We start from the raw sequence: 16232 nt of genomic DNA, 5'->3' as shown, positions 1-16232 counted from the left end.
GCCCCGCCATTAGCCCGGCATCGGGCTGGCCGCCGCGGCGGGCCAGGCGCTTCATCAGCTGCTGCGATCGCTGCTGCCAGTTGGCCTGCTGACGGGAAAAGACGGCCCCCAAATCCACCAGCCCGCCGCGCGGCGGCTCCTCGAGGATCGCCGCCAGCTTTGCCGCTGTCACCGCCTCGTCATCGGTCTGCGCGGCGGCCAGCATCGCCGCCAGCCGCGGCTCGTTGCCAAGCGCTGCCATTTTGCGGCCAAACGCCGACAGCCGCTCGCCGTCCAGCGCCGACAACGCCTCCAGCAGGCGGCGCGCGGCGGCCAGATTGACCGCGGGCGGCTGATCCAGCCAGGCCAGCGCGGCCGGATCGTGGCAGCCCCACTGCAGCAGCTCCAGTAACAGCGCCGACAGATCGCTGTGCAGGATCTCCGGCTCGCTCTGCGCCGCCGCCCGTTCCGCCTGTTCTTTGCCGAGCAAATGCAGGCAGATCCCCGGGGAGAGACGACCGGCGCGTCCGGCACGCTGCATCATCGATGCCTGGCTGATGCGCTGCGTCACCAGCCGGGTCAGGCCGGTGCGCGGGTCAAAGCGGGCGACCCGCTCCTGGGCGCTGTCGACCACCAGGCGGATCCCCTCGATGGTCAAACTGGTCTCGGCAATATTGGTGGCCAGCACCACTTTGCGCTTCCCGGCCGGCGCCGGGAGGATCGCTTTGCGCTGTTCGCTTAAGGGCAACGCGCCATACAGCGGGCAGAGAATGACATCCTCCGCCACGCGCTCCGTCAGCTGTTCCAGAACGCGCTGGATCTCGCCGACGCCGGGCAGAAACAGCAGCATCGATCCCTGTTCATGCCGCAGGAGCTCCGCCACCGCTACCGCCACCGCCTCATCAAAACGCTGGTGCGCGGAGAGCGGGCTGAAGCGACGCTCCACCGGATAAGCGCGCCCCTCCGAGACCACCACCGGCGCCTCCGGCAGCAGACGCTGCAGGCGATCGTTATCGAGGGTCGCCGACATGATCAGCAGCTTGAGATCGTCACGTAACCCCTGCTGGACGTCCAGCAGCAGGGCCAGGGCCAGATCCGCCTGCAGGCTGCGCTCGTGAAACTCATCGAGGATCACCAGCCCCACGCCCGTCAGCTCCGGATCGCGCTGGATCATGCGCGTCAGGATCCCCTCCGTAACCACCTCCAGGCGGGTCTGCGGTCCGACGCAGGTTTCGGCGCGCATGCGGAAACCCACGGTCTCCCCCGGCTTTTCGCCAAGCAGTTCAGCCAGCCGCTGCGCGACATTACGCGCCGCCAGGCGCCTCGGCTCGAGCAGGATAATGCGTCCCGCGATGTTGCCCTCGGCGAGGATCTGCAGCGGCAGCCAGGTCGACTTCCCGGCGCCGGTCGGCGCGTTGAGCAAAACCTGCGGCGCATGCTGCAGGGCGGATAACAGTTCTGGAAGGACAGCGGCAACCGGCAATGAGGACACAAAAGGCTCCGGGGGTTAACATTCAGGGGTTCGCATTGTAGCATCCCCCTAATTCATTACCGAGTCTCTATCATGTCTGAGCCGAAAAGGCTGTTTTTTGCGCTTGAACTGCCGTCTGCCGTCCAGAAGCAGATTGTCCAGTGGCGGGCAACGCACTTCCCCGAAGATGCCGGCAGGCCCGTCGCGGCGGATAATCTTCATCTGACGCTGGCGTTTCTCGGCGAGGTGAGCGCGGAAAAACAGCGGGCGCTGGCCGCTCTCGCTGGCCGGCTGCGCCAGCCGGGCTTTACCCTGACGCTGGACGATGCCGGACAGTGGCTACGTTCGCGAGTGGTATGGCTCGGAACCCGCCAGCCGCCGCGCGGCCTGCTGCAGCTCGCCAGCATGTTGCGCGCTCAGGCGGCGCGCAGCGGCTGCTATCAGAGCCCGCAGCCGTTTCACCCGCATATTACCCTGTGGCGCGATGCTCGCCAGGCGGTGCCGATCCCGGCCCCCGGCTTTCGCTGGACGTTTCCGGTGAACGAGTTCGTGCTCTATGAGTCCAGCTTTAGCCGCGGGCGCACGCGCTACACGGCGCTGGAACGTTATCCGTTTGATAAGGAAAGTTGATGCAGTTTGATCCGCCGTTGCAGCCCGCCATTTTGCTTAAACGTTACAAACGATTTCTTGCTGACGTGGTCACCCCCGATGGCCGCGAGCTGACGCTCCACTGCCCGAATACCGGGGCGATGACCGGCTGCGCCGCCCCGGGCGACACCGTCTGGTATTCCACCTCGGACAATGCGAAGCGCAAATATGCCCACACCTGGGAATTAACTGAAACCCAGCAGGGCGCAGTTATTTGCGTCAATACGCTGCGCGCGAATTCTTTGGCGAAAGAGGCGATTTCCGCCGGAATAATTCCTGAACTTTCAGGCTATAACCAGCTGAAAAGCGAAGTGAAATATGGCGAAGAGAATAGCCGTATCGATATTATGTTACAGGCAGATGACCGACAAAACTGCTATATTGAAGTGAAATCGGTTACGTTGGCGGAGAAAGAATACGGTTATTTTCCCGATGCGGTGACCACGCGCGGTCAGAAGCATCTGCGGGAACTGATGGCCGTCGCGGCAAATGGCGACCGCGCGGTGATTTTATTTGCCGTCCTGCATTCGGCAATTGACCGTTTTTCTCCCGCGCATCATATTGATGCCAGATACGCACAGCTGTTAACAGAAGCCCAGGACAAGGGGGTGGAAATTCTCGCCTGGAAAGCGGAACTTTCTACGACGAGGATGACTCTGAATAAGCCGATCGCCGTGGTGTTAAACCCCGGTAAATAAGTGGCTAAATAGTGTTCGGGTCGCAAGCGCGAATACGCTTTTCTTCACAGGGTTGTCAAGTGTAACGTTTAGATAATTGCTATCCGGAAAAGCATCTGCTATTTATAGCGGCCTGATTTTCCCCCACATGGGGATCGATAGTGCGTGTTAAGGAGAAGCAACATGCAAGAAGGGCAAAACCGTAAAACATCGTCCCTGAGTATTCTCGCCATCGCTGGGGTGGAGCCGTACCAAGAGAAACCGGGCGAAGAGTATATGAACGAAGCCCAGCTGGCGCACTTCAAGCGTATTCTTGAAGCATGGCGTAATCAACTCAGGGATGAAGTGGATCGCACCGTATCGCACATGCAGGATGAAGCAGCTAACTTCCCGGACCCGGTAGACCGTGCCGCCCAGGAAGAAGAGTTCAGCCTGGAACTGCGTAACCGCGACCGCGAACGTAAACTGATCAAAAAGATCGAGAAAACGCTGAAAAAAGTTGAAGACGAAGACTTCGGCTACTGCGAATCCTGCGGCGTGGAGATCGGCATTCGCCGTCTGGAAGCGCGTCCGACAGCGGATCTGTGCATTGACTGCAAAACCCTGGCGGAAATTCGCGAAAAACAGATGGCGGGCTAATCCCCTGCTGCCTCACTCTCTGGCGGGAGTCTCTCCCGCCTGGTTCTGTTGTCCTTACCATGACTGACTCACGCTATATAGGGCGCTTCGCCCCCTCCCCCTCCGGCGAACTCCACTTCGGCTCTCTGATCGCCGCGCTCGGCAGCTACCTGCAAGCCCGCGCGAACCAGGGTATCTGGCGTGTTCGTATTGAAGATATCGACCCGCCGCGCGAAGTCCCCGGTGCCGCCGATACCATCCTGCGCCAGCTTGACCACTACGGTCTGCACTGGGATGGCGACGTGCTGTGGCAGTCGCAACGGCACGAAGCCTACCGCGAGGCGCTGACGTGGCTGGGCGAGCAAGGGCTGAGCTATTACTGCACTTGCACCCGCGCGCGGATCCACGCCGTGGGCGGGATCTACGACGGCCACTGCCGCGATCTCGGGCTGGGGGCGGAAAACGCCGCGCTGCGCCTGCGCCAAACCCGTCCGGTGCTGCAGTTTAGCGACCGTCTGCGCGGCACGCTCATCGCCAATGAGCCGCTGGCGCGTGAGGATTTTATTATCCACCGTCGCGACGGGCTGTTCGCCTACAACCTGGCGGTGGTGGTCGACGACCACTTTCAGGGGATCACCGAGATTGTCCGCGGCGCAGACCTGATTGAGCCGACGGTGCGGCAGATTTCGCTGTATCAGCATTTTGGCTGGCAGGCGCCGGATTACCTCCATCTGCCGCTGGCTCTCAATGGCGACGGCAATAAACTCTCTAAACAAAACCACGCGCCGGCGCTGCCGGAAGGCGATCCGCGCCCCGAAATCGTCCGGGCGCTCCGCTTTCTGAATCAGGCGATCCCCGAGGAGTGGCAGGCCCTGAGCATCGATGATTTACTCGTCCAGGCCGTCGCCAACTGGCAGCCGGCGAAAATCGAGCATTCTCAAATGGCTCCCGCTGAGCTATGATTAGCCGCTATTTTTACACTGTACAGTTGATCTGAAGTCCGTCTGACACTACGAGGTGCACCATTTTTACCCGAGTCGCTAATTTTTGCCGTAAGGTGCTAAGCCGTGAGGAGCGCGAGGCAGAAGCCGCCGTCGAACCAACGCCTATGACGGTGATCCCGCGTGAGCAGCATGCTATTTCCCGCAAAGATATCAGTGAAAACGCCCTCAAGGTCATGTACCGCCTCAACAAGGCGGGCTACGAATCCTGGCTGGTCGGCGGCGGCGTCCGCGACCTGCTGCTTGGCAAAAAGCCAAAAGATTTTGACGTTACCACCAACGCCACGCCGGATCAGGTACGCAAGCTGTTCCGCAACTGCCGTCTGGTTGGGCGACGTTTCCGCCTGGCGCATGTGATGTTCGGGCCGGAAATCATTGAGGTCGCCACCTTCCGTGGCCATCACGAAGGGCATACCACCGATCGCGTCACCTCCCAGCGGGGCCAGAACGGCATGCTGCTGCGCGATAACATCTTCGGCTCGATCGAGGAGGATGCCCAGCGTCGCGACTTCACTATCAACAGCCTCTATTACAGCGTGGCGGACTTTACCGTTCGCGACTACGTCGGCGGCATGAAGGATCTGCAGGACGGCGTGATCCGCCTGATCGGCAATCCGGAAACCCGCTATCGCGAGGATCCAGTGCGCATGCTGCGCGCGGTGCGCTTTGCTGCCAAGCTCAATATGACCATCAGCCCGGAAACGGCTGAACCGCTGCCGCGCCTGGCCGCCCTGCTCCACGATGTGCCGCCGGCGCGTCTGTTCGAAGAAGTGCTCAAGCTGCTGCAGGCCGGGTATGGCTACCAGACCTACATGCTGCTGCGGGAATACAGCCTGTTCCAGCCGCTGTTCCCGACCATCACCCGCTACTTTACCGAGCGCGGCGACAGCCCGATGGAGCGGATCATCAGCCAGGTGCTGAAGAATACCGATACCCGCATTCATAACGATATGCGCGTCAATCCGGCCTTCCTCTTCGCGGTGATGTTTTGGTATCCGCTGCTGGAGACGGCGCAAAAAATCGCTCAGGAGAGCGGCCTGGCGTACTACGACGCCTTCGCCCTGGCGATGAACGATGTGCTGGACGAAGCCTGCCGTACGCTGGCGATCCCTAAGCGCATCACCACCCTTATTCGTGATATCTGGCAGCTGCAGCTGCGCATGTCCCGTCGTCAGGGCAAACGCGCCTGGAAGCTGATGGAGCATCCGAAATTCCGCGCCGCCTATGACCTGCTGGAGCTACGCGCCGGCGCCGAGAACAACCACGAACTGCAGCGCCTGACCAAATGGTGGGGCGAATTCCAGGTCGCCGCGCCGCCGGCGCAAAAAGATATGCTCAACGACCTCGGGGACGATCCTGCGCCGCGCCGTCGTCACCGTCGTCCGCGCAAGCGCGCGCCGCGCCAGGGTAGCGCATGACTCTGGTCTATATCGCTCTTGGCAGCAACCTTGCTTCTCCACTGGAGCAGGTGCAGGCGGCTATCCGCGCCCTGGGCGAAATTCCGCACAGCCGCGTGGTCGCCGTCTCTTCGTTCTACCGCACGCCGCCGCTGGGCCCGCAGGATCAGCCGGACTATCTCAACGCCGCCGTTGCGCTGGAAACCGCCCTGCCCCCCGAGACGCTGCTCGATCATACTCAGCGCATCGAACTGCAGCAGGGGCGAGTGCGCAAAGCCGAACGCTGGGGGCCGCGCACGCTGGACCTCGATATCATGCTGTTTGGCGATGCTGTCATTAACAGCGAGCGCCTGACCGTTCCGCACTATGATATGAAAAACCGCGGCTTTATGCTCTGGCCGCTGTTCGAGATCGCCCCGGACCTTCACTTTCCTGACGGCCCGGCGCTGCGCGCCGTGCTGGATAATCTCGGCGCGGCAAAGCCCGCCAGCTGGTAATCCCCTCTCCCTTTTTTAGCATTTGCGGCGATCGTCGTAATCGGTTGCCCAAAATCATTGCCCCTCTGAATGCTGCTGTTAGAATGCCGGTTAATATGACTTTCATCATCAGGAAATGTTATGAAACCGACCACCATTGCCCTGCTGCAGAAATGCAAACAGGAAAAGAAGCGCTTTGCCACCATTACCGCCTACGATCACAGCTTCGCGAAGCTGTTCGCCGATGAAGGCATAAATGTGCTGCTGGTAGGCGACTCGCTGGGAATGACGGTGCAGGGTCACGACTCCACCCTGCCGGTTACCGTGGAAGATATCGCCTATCACACCCGCGCCGTCCGCCGCGGCGCGCCAAACAGCCTGCTGCTTGCCGACCTGCCGTTCATGGCCTATGCCACCCCCGAGCAGACCTTTGCAAATGCCGCCATCGTGATGCGCGCTGGCGCCAATATGGTCAAACTCGAGGGCGGCGCCTGGCTGGCCGACACCGTGAGGATGCTGGCGGAGCGCGCGGTGCCGGTTTGCGGCCATCTTGGCCTGACGCCGCAGTCGGTGAACGTATTCGGTGGGTATAAAGTGCAGGGTCGCGGCGATGCGGCGCAGACCCTGTTTGAAGACGCGTTAGCGCTGGAGGCGGCGGGTGCGCAGCTGTTGGTCCTGGAGTGCGTGCCGGTTGAACTGGCGAAGCGCATCACCGACGCTCTGACCATTCCAGTGATCGGCATCGGCGCGGGCAATGTCACCGACGGGCAAATCCTCGTGATGCATGACGCTTTCGGCATTACCGGCGGCCACATTCCTAAATTTGCCAAGAATTTCCTTGCCGAAGCGGGCGACATCCGCGCCGCGGTGCGGCAGTATATTGCCGAAGTCGAATCCGGAGTCTATCCGGGCGAAGAACACAGTTTCCATTAAGGAGTCTTGTTGTGCTGATTATTGAATCCGTACTGCTGCTGCGGCAGCATATCCGCCGTCTGCGTCAGGAAGGTAAGCGTATCGCGTTGGTCCCGACGATGGGCAACCTGCATGATGGTCATATGAAGCTGGTTGATGAAGCCAAAGCCAGTGCGGACGTGGTGGTGGTCAGTATTTTCGTCAATCCGATGCAGTTTGACCGCGTCGACGACCTGGCGCGCTACCCGCGCACCTTACAGGATGATTGCGAAAAGCTGAACAAACGTCATGTCGACTTTGTCTTCGCGCCGACGCCGGCGGAAGTGTACCCCCAGGGTACTGAAGGCCAGACCTACGTCGACGTTCCGGGATTATCCACCATGCTCGAAGGCGCCAGCCGCCCGGGCCATTTCCGCGGCGTGTCGACCATCGTCAGTAAGCTGTTCAACCTTGTTCAACCAGACGTCGCCTGCTTCGGCGAGAAAGACTTCCAGCAGTTGGCGCTGATCCGCAAGATGGTCGCCGACATGGGCTACGACATTGAGATCATCGGCGTGCCGATCGTCCGCGCGAAAGATGGCCTGGCGCTGAGTTCGCGTAACGGCTACCTGACCGCCGACCAGCGCAAAATCGCGCCTGGTCTGTATAAAGTGCTGAGCGCGGTGGCGGAAAAGCTGGCCGCCGGCGATCGGCAGCTCGATGAGATCATCGCTATCGCTGAACAGGAGCTGAATGAGAAAGGCTTCCGCGCCGACGACATTCAGATCCGCGATGCCGACACCCTGCTTGAGCTGACCGATGCCAGCCAGCGCGCGGTGATCCTGATGGCCGCCTGGCTGGGGCAGGCTCGCCTGATCGACAACCGGATCGTCACGCTCGCTCAGTAGACAGCGGGTAAAAATCGGGCAATACTGCCCGGGCTTTTCTCAGGGCGGGCGCCGTGTCCGCTCTGCTACATTAAGGTTGAAGGGTAGAAGTTATGATGCGTAATATGCTGCAGGGCAAGCTCCACCGCGTAAAAGTCACGCAGGCGGACCTGCACTATGAAGGTTCTTGCGCCATTGACCAGGACTTCCTGGATGCGGCCGGTATTCTGGAGAATGAAACTATTCACCTCTGGAACGTCACCAACGGCAACCGTTTCTCCACCTACGCCATTGCCGCCGAGCGGGGCTCCCGGATCATCTCCGTTAACGGCGCCGCCGCGCACTGCGCCAGCGTCGGCGATATTTTGATCATCGCCAGCTTCGTTACCATGTCGGACGAAGAGGCGCGCAGCTGGCAGCCTAACATCGCCTACTTCGAAGGCGACAACGAAATGAAGCGCCAGGCAAAAGCTATTCCGGTACAGGTCGCCTGATGGCCGCGACGCTGCGCTCAGGCGCAGCGTCGGTATTACCCCTGCGGCTGGTTACTGATCAGCCGCGACATCGTCTCCAGCGAATCCGTGCGTAAGATATATAACCGCTTTAACAGAAACGGATTGTCCCCCGGCTTCACCTTCCCACGCACCGTCGTTACCGCCATATGAAACCCGGCGTCATTCGCCGCCTGCACCGCCGTAGCGTTATAGCCGCCGAAGGGATAGGAAAGGTAGAGAACGTGCGGATTAAACTGGCTCAGCGCCCGGCGCGAGCGGGCGAAATCAAACAGAATATTATGGTAATTGCGACTGAATAAAATCGGCCGCCGGCCGGCGTCAACCCGATGCAGGAAGTGAGTATGCGACTGAATATCAAAGACGTCCTGGATCTGGCGTAGCTCGGAAATGCTCATAAACTGCAGGGATTTCGGATCCCACTTCTGCGGATGGCGCTTAATACGCGAGGAGATAATAAACGCGGTGGCATGGAAACCGTACTGTTTCAGCACCGGATAGGCGTAGCGGTTCACCGATTTCAAGCCATCATCGAAAGTGATCGCCACCGCCCGCGCCGGGAGATTGATTTTATTACGCACATAGCCTTCCAGCTGATACAGGGTCAGCGTGGTATAGCCCTGATCGCGCAGCCAGGTCATCTGATTCGTGAAGGCGCGAACCGAGGTGGTGGTCGACGTATGACGAAAACGGGTGTTCTCTTCATCGCGCAGAATATGGTGATAGGTCAGCACGGGAATACCGTGATCCTCCTGCGCGTCCAGACTACTGACCCACGCCAGCCGGTCGCCAATGCGGATCTGAAACCAGGTCTGATTGAGCCGGTCCTTCAGCTTGCTGAGGATCGGATAGCGCAGATTGTTGGCCAGCGTGCCGAACGGCGCGCTGCTTACCGAGGGAGCGTCATAGAGCGGTGTATCTTTCCAGGTGAGTAAATTTTGGTTACTCAGCGGTTTATTAAGATCCCCCAAACGGTCCTCTACCCGCTGCTTGCCCTGCACCGGCTCGAGATGCCCTTTATCAATAAACCCGGTGCCAAAGCCGAAACGAAACTCATAGTAGTCAGCCGCCGTCGGGACGACTGCGAGGATCTGCCCGGCACGAACATTGCCGACGCTGACCACATGGTTTCCCACCTGCGCCCAGATGACCGCGTCTTCGGTGGTTTGCATATAGCGCACAGCCTTGCCCTGCTGGCTAAGCAGGCTGGCGGAGGCGCTGAGTGAGGTCAGGAAAAGAAGCAGGGTCAAAAATCGGGCAAGCATACGCATCAAACCGTTATACCATCAACGGCGGTTATTGTAACAAAAGCGGTATCTGTCCCGCTGCTTAATTTCCCCAGGCATCATGGCGCAACCGGAACGGGGGGTTCTTCTGCTGCTGATGCCACAGGCTGCTCACCATCGGCCCGCCCGCGCTGACGATCGCCTGGCGAAACGCCACGCTGCTTAACGTGCCTCGCAGGAGATACATTCGCTCAAGGAGTGGATAGCTGACGCCGGAGATCACTTCGCAGTGGGTATGTTTGTGACTCATCAGCGCCGCGGCCCGATAAGGCGCCGCACCGGTTTTGTCAGTGAGAAAAATGACCCCGTCCCCGGAGTCGGTGGCATGCAGCGCATCGCACATCATCCGGCTCAACATATTGCTGCTGAGATTGCGCCAGTAATTGACCGCCCGGCACTGGGCCAGCGGACCAAACTTTTGTTCAAGACGATCCAGCATCTCCTGCGCCAGCTCATCGTGACAGGTAATGACCCATCCGAGCATGCTTCCCTCCTTAGCCAGCGAATAATGTAGCAAGGTGAAGATGACGTATCGGTGATGGGAGTCAAAGATAAGCGGTTAGCGCTTCGCATATTTACTTCAGGAAGCGCTAACCATGATGAGTATCAGCTACGCAGGCCGCGACCGCGCTGAATTAACGACCAGCACAGCAGATAGAAGGCGACAATGAACACCACCAGCACGGCGAAGGTGGTCGCCAGCGGGACGTCGTTGATACCGAGGAAGCCGAAGCGAAAACCGCTGATCATGTAGACGATGGGGTTCAGATGCGACAGCCCCTGCCAGAACGGCGGCAGCAGGGTCAGCGAGTAGAACACCCCGCCGAGATAGGTCAGCGGCGTCAGCACAAAGGTCGGGATCAGGCTAATGTCATCAAAGGTCTTGGCAAACACCGCGTTCAGCAGCCCGGCCAGCGAGAACAGCACCGCGGTGAGGAGCAGCGTCAGGGCGACAAACAGCCAGGAGTGAACCTGGAACGGCACAAAGAATAGCGACACCGCGGTCACCAGGATACCTACGCACAGTCCTCGCGCTACCCCGCCGCCCACGTAGCCGGCAATGATCACATGCGTCGGCACTGGCGCCACCAGCAGCTCTTCAATATTGCGCTGAAACTTGGCGCTGAAGAAGGATGAGGCGACGTTGGCGTAAGCGTTAGTGATCACCGCCATCATGATCAGGCCCGGGACGATAAACTGCATATAGGTAAAACCATGCATCTCACCAATGCGCGAGCCGATCAGGTTGCCAAAGATCACGAAATACAGGGTCATGGTGATCACCGGCGGCACCAGCGTCTGTACCCAGATGCGCATAAAACGGTGGATCTCTTTGGTCCAGATGCTTTTCAGCGCGACCCAATAAAGCTGCATCATGCTGATTCTCCTTTTCGCTCATGCACCAGCGTGACAAACAGCTCTTCCAGACGGTTGGCTTTGTTACGCATACTCAGTACCTGCACCCCCTGGGCGCTCAGCTGCGCGAAGACGCTGTTAATTCCCTGCTCACGCAGAACCTCCACTTCCAGCGTCGAGGTATCGACCAGCTGGTACTGATAGCCTTCGAGCTTCGGCACCGGGCTTTTTGGCGCGAGGTCAAGAATAAAGGTCTCTGACTTCAGCTTCGACAGCAGCGCTTTCATCGAGGTGTTTTCCACCAGCTCGCCGTGCTGGATGATGCCGATGTTGCGACATAGCATTTCGGCCTCTTCGAGATAGTGGGTGGTCAGGATAATGGTGGTTCCGCGATCGTTGAGATCCTTGAGAAAGCCCCACATCGAGCGACGCAGTTCAATATCGACGCCGGCGGTCGGTTCGTCGAGGATCAGCAGCTTCGGCTCATGCATCAACGCGCGGGCGATCATCAGACGGCGCTTCATCCCGCCGGAGAGCATCCTCGCGCGTTCGTTGCGTTTTTCCCACAGGTCGAGCTGTTTTAAATACTTTTCACTGCGGGAAAGGGCTTCTTTACGCTCAACGCCGTAGTAGCCCGCCTGGTTAACGACGATCTGCTGCACGGTTTCGAACGGGTTGAAGTTAAACTCCTGCGGCACCAGGCCAAGCTGGCGCTTGGCATTGACGACGTCTTTCTCCAGATCGTAGCCAAAGACATTGACCTGACCAGAGGTTTTGTTCACCAGCGAGCTGATGATGCCGATGGTCGTGGATTTTCCGGCCCCGTTCGGGCCCAGCAGGGCATAAAAATCCCCCGCTTCGACCTGCAGGTCGATCCCCCGCAGCGCCTGAACCCCGCCGGGATAGGTTTTTTTGAGCTGTTTTAATTCCAGAGCAATGGTCATTAAATATCTCTTCTCGTGTCGTGACACGTCATTAACCCGCCTGACTCACGTTTGCGCTGGACCGGCGCTGACGCCGCCAACGCATCTGCAGCCTGAAGTATCACGGGTTAAGATGGTTTTAAAAAAGGTGAGCTTACCCTATATTAGCGCAACGCACTTACTTGGTTACAGGCCGATAACGTCCATGAATGATATAGATACACTCATCAGCAACAATGCACTATGGTCAAAAATGCTGGTGGAAGAGGACCCCGGCTTTTTTGAGAAACTGTCGCAGACGCAGAAACCGCGCTTCCTGTGGATTGGCTGTTCGGACAGCCGCGTTCCCGCTGAGCGACTCACCGGCCTGGAGCCTGGCGAACTGTTCGTGCATCGTAACGTAGCGAACCTGGTGATCCACACCGATCTCAATTGTCTGTCGGTGGTGCAGTATGCCGTCGATGTCCTGGAAGTCGAGCACATTATTATCTGCGGCCACTACGGCTGCGGCGGCGTGCAGGCGGCGGTGGAGAACCCGGAGCTGGGGCTTATCGACAACTGGCTGCTGCATATCCGCGATATCTGGTTTAAGCACAGCTCGCTGCTCGGTGAAATGCCAGAGGAGCGCCGTCTGGATACCCTTTGTGAACTGAACGTGATGGAACAGGTGTACAATCTGGGACATTCGACGATTATGCAATCCGCGTGGAAGCGCGGACAGAAGGTGACCATCCACGGCTGGGCTTACGGGATTCACGACGGACTGCTGCGCGATCTGGATGTCACCGCTGTGAGCAGGGAAACCCTCGAACAGCGCTATCGCCACGGGATCTCCAACCTCAAGATCAAGCACATCAACCACAGATAGCCTTCAGACTTCGCCACCCTGGAGAGCGCGGCGCGCGCTGTCCAGAGTGGGATATCCCCTTACTCGTCCAGCAGGGTGACTTTGCCGATATACGGCAGATGGCGGTAGCGCTGAGCATAGTCGATACCGTAGCCCACCACGAACTCATCCGGAATCGCGAAACCGACGTATTCAACCGGGACGTTCACTTCGCGGCGGCTGGGTTTATCAAGTAGCGTACAAATGGCCAGCGATTTCGGCTCGCGCAGGCTGAGGATTTCGCGAACTTTAGACAGGGTATTGCCGGAGTCGATGATGTCTTCCACGATCAGAACGTCTTTACCACGGATGTCTTCATCCAGATCTTTAAGGATTTTCACATCACGAGTGGTGGACATGCCGCTGCCGTAGCTGGAGGCGGTCATAAAATCGACTTCATGCGGCACCTGCACTTCACGGCACAGGTCGGCCATGAACATAAACGAGCCGCGCAGCAGCCCCACCAGCACCATTTCGCTGCCGCTGTTCTGATAATGTTCGTTGATTTGACGACCCAGTTCCGCGATACGCGCTTTGATCTCGGATTCCGGGATCATCACTTCTACAGTATGTTTCATAATACTAACCATTTGATTCTAAATATAAATCATCAAAGCCGCTGCTTTCGCCCCGACGATGACCGGCAAGCCATCCAGTATACCAGCAAAAAGAAATCTTCGGTGCAGGGATTAATAAAGCCATATTTGTGATTCCGATCACACTTGTTAAATCCTATAATTAATTGCAGTTAAAAAATTTAACAAACACATGAGTAACTTTTTATGGCTGAAACAAAGTCTCAACAATCAAGGCTCCTGGTGACGCTGACTGCGCTATTTGCAGCGTTCTGCGGCCTCTATCTATTAATCGGCGGGGCATGGCTGGTCGTGCTTGGCGGCTCCTGGTACTACCCTATCGCCGGGCTGGTGATGCTGGGCGTGACCGTAATGCTGTTCCGCGGCAAGCGCGCTGCGCTGTGGCTGTACGCCGCGCTGCTGCTGGCGACCATGATCTGGGGCGTCTGGGAAGTTGGTTTCGACTTCTGGGCGTTGACGCCGCGTAGCGATATCCTCGTCTTCTTTGGCATCTGGCTGATCCTGCCCTTTGTCTGGCGTCGTCTGCCGGTGCCTTCCGCTGGCGCCGTTGGCGCGCTGGTCGTCGCCCTGCTGATCAGCGGCGGCATGCTGACCTGGGCTGGTTTTAACGACCCGCAGGAAGTCAACGGCACCCTGAGCGCCGACGCTACGCCGGCCGCACCGATTTCCACCGTCGCCGACGGCGACTGGCCGGCCTATGGCCGTAACCAGGAAGGCCAGCGCTTCTCCCCGCTGAAGCAGATTAACGCCGATAATGTGAAGAACCTGAAGGAAGCCTGGGTGTTCCGCACCGGCGACCTGAAACAGCCGAACGATCCGGGTGAAATCACTAACGAAGTGACGCCGATTAAAGTCGGCGATACGCTCTTCCTGTGTACCGCTCACCAGCGCCTGTTTGCGCTGGACGCCGCCACCGGTAAAGAGAAGTGGCATTTTGACCCGCAGCTGAACGCCGATCCGTCGTTCCAGCACGTCACCTGCCGCGGTGTTTCTTATCACGAAGCGAAAGCGGATAACGCCCCTGCCGACGTCGTCGCCGACTGTCCGCGCCGCATTATCCTGCCGGTGAACGATGGTCGCCTGTTCGCGGTAAACGCCGACAACGGTAAGCTGTGCGAAACCTTTGCTAATAAAGGTATTCTCAATCTGCAGACCAACATGCCGGTCACCACGCCGGGCATGTATGAACCCACTTCACCGCCGATCATCACCGATAAAACCATCGTGATTGCCGGCGCGGTCACCGATAACTTCTCTACCCGCGAGCCGTCAGGCGTGATCCGCGGCTTTGATGTGAATACCGGTAAACTGCTGTGGGCCTTCGATCCGGGTGCGAAAGATCCGAACGCCATCCCGAGCGATGAACATCACTTCACGCTCAACTCGCCGAACTCATGGGCGCCTGCCGCCTACGACGCTAAGCTGGATCTGGTCTATCTGCCGATGGGCGTGACCACTCCGGACATCTGGGGCGGCAACCGTACGCCGGAGCAAGAGCGTTATGCCAGCTCGATTGTGGCACTGAACGCCACCACTGGTAAGCTGGCCTGGAGCTATCAGACCGTCCATCACGATCTGTGGGATATGGACATGCCTTCCCAGCCGACGCTGGCTGATATTGAGGTCAACGGCAAAACCGTACCGGTCATCTATGCCCCGGCGAAAACCGGCAACATCTTCGTGCTGGATCGTCGTAACGGCGAGCTGGTGGTCCCGGCGCCGGAAAAACCAGTACCGCAGGGCGCTGCCAAAGGTGATTACGTTACCAAAACCCAGCCCTTCTCCGATCTGAGCTTCCGTCCGAAGAAAGATCTGACCGGCGCGGACATGTGGGGCGCCACTATGTTCGACCAGTTGGTGTGCCGCGTGATCTTCCACCAGCTGCGCTATGAAGGTATCTTCACCCCGCCGTCTGAGCAGGGCACGCTGGTGTTCCCGGGTAACCTGGGGATGTTTGAATGGGGCGGTATCTCCGTCGATCCGAACCGTCAGGTGGCTATCGCCAACCCGATGGCGCTGCCTTTCGTCTCAAAACTGATCCCGCGCGGGCCAGGCAATCCGATGGAGCCGCCGAAAGATGCGAAAGGCTCTGGTACCGAGTCCGGCGTGCAGCCGCAGTACGGCGTCCCGTACGGCGTAACGCTGAACCCGTTCCTGTCGCCGTTCGGCCTGCCGTGCAAACAGCCGGCCTGGGGGTATATCTCCGCCCTGGATCTGAAAACCAACGAAGTGGTATGGAAAAAACGTATCGGTACTCCGCAGGACAGCCTGCCGTTCCCGATGCCGGTTAAACTGCCGTTTACCATGGGGATGCCGATGCTGGGCGGTCCGATTTCCACGGCCGGTAACGTCCTGTTCATCGGCGCGACTGCAGATAACTACCTGCGCGCGTACAATATGAGCAACGGCGAGAAGCTGTGGGAAGCCCGTCTGCCAGCCGGCGGTCAGGCGACTCCGATGACCTACGAAGTGAATGGCAAACAGTATGTTGTCATCTCTGCCGGCGGTCACGGCTCGTTCGGTACCAAAATGGGCGATTATATTGTCGCCTATGCGCTCCCGGATGACGCCAAATAAAACGCAAAACGGCCACGAAAAATGGCGGTTTTTTTTTTTTTTTTTTTTTTT

At 58.8% G+C, this 16232-nt stretch carries 18 protein-coding genes; 11 read left to right on the top strand and 7 right to left on the bottom strand.

Annotation, left to right across the window (positions count from 1 at the left end):
• Positions 1 to 1471: ATP-dependent helicase HrpB (gene hrpB / locus HMPREF9538_RS30340; protein WP_071813929.1), on the bottom strand; the 1471-nt coding region annotated here is incomplete at its 3' end.
• Between the two features lie 72 nt (positions 1472 to 1543).
• On the opposite strand from hrpB, the gene thpR reads away from it, so the two are divergent.
• From thpR to panD, 9 genes are all read left to right on the top strand, one after another.
• Positions 1544 to 2080 carry an RNA 2',3'-cyclic phosphodiesterase gene (gene thpR / locus HMPREF9538_RS07475; RefSeq protein ID WP_004177389.1) on the top strand — a complete coding sequence of 179 codons (537 nt, stop codon included), beginning with the start codon at positions 1544 to 1546 and terminating at the stop codon, positions 2078 to 2080.
• On the top strand, positions 2080 to 2796 hold the full coding sequence (gene sfsA, locus HMPREF9538_RS07480; RefSeq protein ID WP_002888848.1) for a DNA/RNA nuclease SfsA: 717 nt from the start codon (positions 2080 to 2082) through the stop codon (positions 2794 to 2796). Before thpR ends, sfsA begins: the two co-directional genes overlap by 1 nt.
• A 162-nt stretch (positions 2797 to 2958) precedes the next feature.
• Positions 2959 to 3414 carry an RNA polymerase-binding protein DksA gene (gene dksA, locus HMPREF9538_RS07485; protein ID WP_002888845.1) on the top strand — a complete coding sequence of 152 codons (456 nt, stop codon included), beginning with the start codon at positions 2959 to 2961 and terminating at the stop codon, positions 3412 to 3414.
• Between the two features lie 59 nt (positions 3415 to 3473).
• Positions 3474 to 4355 (top strand): tRNA glutamyl-Q(34) synthetase GluQRS, encoded by an 882-nt coding sequence (gene gluQRS, locus HMPREF9538_RS07490; RefSeq protein ID WP_004177391.1) that lies wholly within the window; start codon positions 3474 to 3476, stop codon positions 4353 to 4355.
• 62 nt (positions 4356 to 4417) lie between these two features.
• Complete coding sequence (gene pcnB / locus HMPREF9538_RS0128180; RefSeq protein WP_071526609.1) at positions 4418 to 5812, top strand: polynucleotide adenylyltransferase PcnB; 1395 nt, start codon at positions 4418 to 4420, stop codon at positions 5810 to 5812.
• Positions 5809 to 6288: a 2-amino-4-hydroxy-6-hydroxymethyldihydropteridine diphosphokinase gene (folK, locus tag HMPREF9538_RS07495; RefSeq protein WP_009485787.1), complete on the top strand. Its 480-nt coding sequence runs from the start codon at positions 5809 to 5811 to the stop codon at positions 6286 to 6288. Before pcnB ends, folK begins: the two co-directional genes overlap by 4 nt.
• A 120-nt stretch (positions 6289 to 6408) precedes the next feature.
• Positions 6409 to 7200 carry a 3-methyl-2-oxobutanoate hydroxymethyltransferase gene (panB, locus tag HMPREF9538_RS07500; protein WP_002888841.1) on the top strand — a complete coding sequence of 264 codons (792 nt, stop codon included), beginning with the start codon at positions 6409 to 6411 and terminating at the stop codon, positions 7198 to 7200.
• Positions 7201 to 7211: 11 nt separating this feature from the next.
• The gene (panC, locus tag HMPREF9538_RS07505) at positions 7212 to 8066 is read left to right on the top strand and encodes a pantoate--beta-alanine ligase (RefSeq protein WP_002888835.1); all 855 of its coding nucleotides are present in this window, start codon (positions 7212 to 7214) and stop codon (positions 8064 to 8066) included.
• Positions 8067 to 8158: 92 nt separating this feature from the next.
• Positions 8159 to 8539 carry an aspartate 1-decarboxylase gene (panD, locus tag HMPREF9538_RS07510; protein ID WP_002888834.1) on the top strand — a complete coding sequence of 127 codons (381 nt, stop codon included), beginning with the start codon at positions 8159 to 8161 and terminating at the stop codon, positions 8537 to 8539.
• A 35-nt stretch (positions 8540 to 8574) separates the two neighbouring features.
• Here panD and HMPREF9538_RS07515 read toward each other — a convergent pair whose 3' ends face one another.
• The 4 genes from HMPREF9538_RS07515 to HMPREF9538_RS07530 form a co-directional block, all read right to left on the bottom strand.
• Positions 8575 to 9828 carry a polysaccharide deacetylase family protein gene (locus tag HMPREF9538_RS07515; protein ID WP_004145907.1) on the bottom strand — a complete coding sequence of 418 codons (1254 nt, stop codon included), beginning with the start codon at positions 9826 to 9828 and terminating at the stop codon, positions 8575 to 8577.
• A 58-nt stretch (positions 9829 to 9886) separates the two neighbouring features.
• Positions 9887 to 10327 (bottom strand): PTS sugar transporter subunit IIA, encoded by a 441-nt coding sequence (locus HMPREF9538_RS07520; RefSeq protein ID WP_004177394.1) that lies wholly within the window; start codon positions 10325 to 10327, stop codon positions 9887 to 9889.
• A 122-nt stretch (positions 10328 to 10449) separates the two neighbouring features.
• A complete protein-coding gene (locus HMPREF9538_RS07525; RefSeq protein ID WP_002888827.1) occupies positions 10450 to 11220 on the bottom strand; it encodes an ABC transporter permease in 771 nt (256 codons plus the stop codon).
• Positions 11217 to 12143, bottom strand: a complete 927-nt coding sequence (locus HMPREF9538_RS07530; RefSeq protein ID WP_002888823.1) for an ABC transporter ATP-binding protein — start codon at positions 12141 to 12143, stop codon at positions 11217 to 11219. The genes HMPREF9538_RS07525 and HMPREF9538_RS07530 overlap by 4 nt, the downstream gene beginning before the upstream one ends.
• A gap of 184 nt (positions 12144 to 12327) precedes the next feature.
• Here HMPREF9538_RS07530 and can point away from each other — a divergent pair, with 184 nt between their 5' ends.
• A complete protein-coding gene (can, locus tag HMPREF9538_RS07535; protein WP_002888821.1) occupies positions 12328 to 12990 on the top strand; it encodes a carbonate dehydratase in 663 nt (220 codons plus the stop codon).
• A 59-nt stretch (positions 12991 to 13049) separates the two neighbouring features.
• Here the strand turns inward: can and hpt are convergent, their stop codons facing one another.
• Both hpt and HMPREF9538_RS32425 read right to left on the bottom strand, forming a co-directional pair.
• On the bottom strand, positions 13050 to 13586 hold the full coding sequence (gene hpt / locus HMPREF9538_RS07540; RefSeq protein ID WP_002888819.1) for a hypoxanthine phosphoribosyltransferase: 537 nt from the start codon (positions 13584 to 13586) through the stop codon (positions 13050 to 13052).
• Between the two features lie 4 nt (positions 13587 to 13590).
• The gene (locus HMPREF9538_RS32425; RefSeq protein WP_012542835.1) at positions 13591 to 13710 is read right to left on the bottom strand and encodes a hypothetical protein; all 120 of its coding nucleotides are present in this window, start codon (positions 13708 to 13710) and stop codon (positions 13591 to 13593) included.
• An 80-nt stretch (positions 13711 to 13790) separates the two neighbouring features.
• On the opposite strand from HMPREF9538_RS32425, the gene HMPREF9538_RS07550 reads away from it, so the two are divergent.
• Positions 13791 to 16181 (top strand): glucose/quinate/shikimate family membrane-bound PQQ-dependent dehydrogenase, encoded by a 2391-nt coding sequence (locus HMPREF9538_RS07550; RefSeq protein ID WP_002888816.1) that lies wholly within the window; start codon positions 13791 to 13793, stop codon positions 16179 to 16181.
• The last annotated feature ends 51 nt before the right edge of the window (positions 16182 to 16232 follow it).

The organism is Klebsiella sp. MS 92-3 (assembly GCF_000195655.1).
Classification (GTDB): Bacteria; Pseudomonadota; Gammaproteobacteria; order Enterobacterales; family Enterobacteriaceae; genus Klebsiella; species Klebsiella pneumoniae.
This window is presented reverse-complemented; position numbering and strand designations above follow the sequence as displayed.

Bases quoted from the DNA above. Each gene is read 5' to 3' on its own strand.
- thpR (WP_004177389.1), top strand. From the start codon at position 1,544: ATGTCTGAGCCGAAAAGGCTGTTTTTTGCGCTTGAACTGCCGTCTGCC.
- sfsA (WP_002888848.1), top strand. From the start codon at position 2,080: ATGCAGTTTGATCCGCCGTTGCAGCCCGCCATTTTGCTTAAACGTTAC.
- dksA (WP_002888845.1), top strand. From the start codon at position 2,959: ATGCAAGAAGGGCAAAACCGTAAAACATCGTCCCTGAGTATTCTCGCC.
- gluQRS (WP_004177391.1), top strand. From the start codon at position 3,474: ATGACTGACTCACGCTATATAGGGCGCTTCGCCCCCTCCCCCTCCGGC.
- folK (WP_009485787.1), top strand. From the start codon at position 5,809: ATGACTCTGGTCTATATCGCTCTTGGCAGCAACCTTGCTTCTCCACTG.
- panB (WP_002888841.1), top strand. From the start codon at position 6,409: ATGAAACCGACCACCATTGCCCTGCTGCAGAAATGCAAACAGGAAAAG.
- panD (WP_002888834.1), top strand. From the start codon at position 8,159: ATGATGCGTAATATGCTGCAGGGCAAGCTCCACCGCGTAAAAGTCACG.
- HMPREF9538_RS07515 (WP_004145907.1), bottom strand. From the start codon at position 9,828: ATGCGTATGCTTGCCCGATTTTTGACCCTGCTTCTTTTCCTGACCTCA.
- HMPREF9538_RS07520 (WP_004177394.1), bottom strand. From the start codon at position 10,327: ATGCTCGGATGGGTCATTACCTGTCACGATGAGCTGGCGCAGGAGATG.
- HMPREF9538_RS07525 (WP_002888827.1), bottom strand. From the start codon at position 11,220: ATGATGCAGCTTTATTGGGTCGCGCTGAAAAGCATCTGGACCAAAGAG.
- HMPREF9538_RS07530 (WP_002888823.1), bottom strand. From the start codon at position 12,143: ATGACCATTGCTCTGGAATTAAAACAGCTCAAAAAAACCTATCCCGGC.
- can (WP_002888821.1), top strand. From the start codon at position 12,328: ATGAATGATATAGATACACTCATCAGCAACAATGCACTATGGTCAAAA.
- hpt (WP_002888819.1), bottom strand. From the start codon at position 13,586: ATGAAACATACTGTAGAAGTGATGATCCCGGAATCCGAGATCAAAGCG.
- HMPREF9538_RS32425 (WP_012542835.1), bottom strand. From the start codon at position 13,710: ATGGCTTTATTAATCCCTGCACCGAAGATTTCTTTTTGCTGGTATACT.
- HMPREF9538_RS07550 (WP_002888816.1), top strand. From the start codon at position 13,791: ATGGCTGAAACAAAGTCTCAACAATCAAGGCTCCTGGTGACGCTGACT.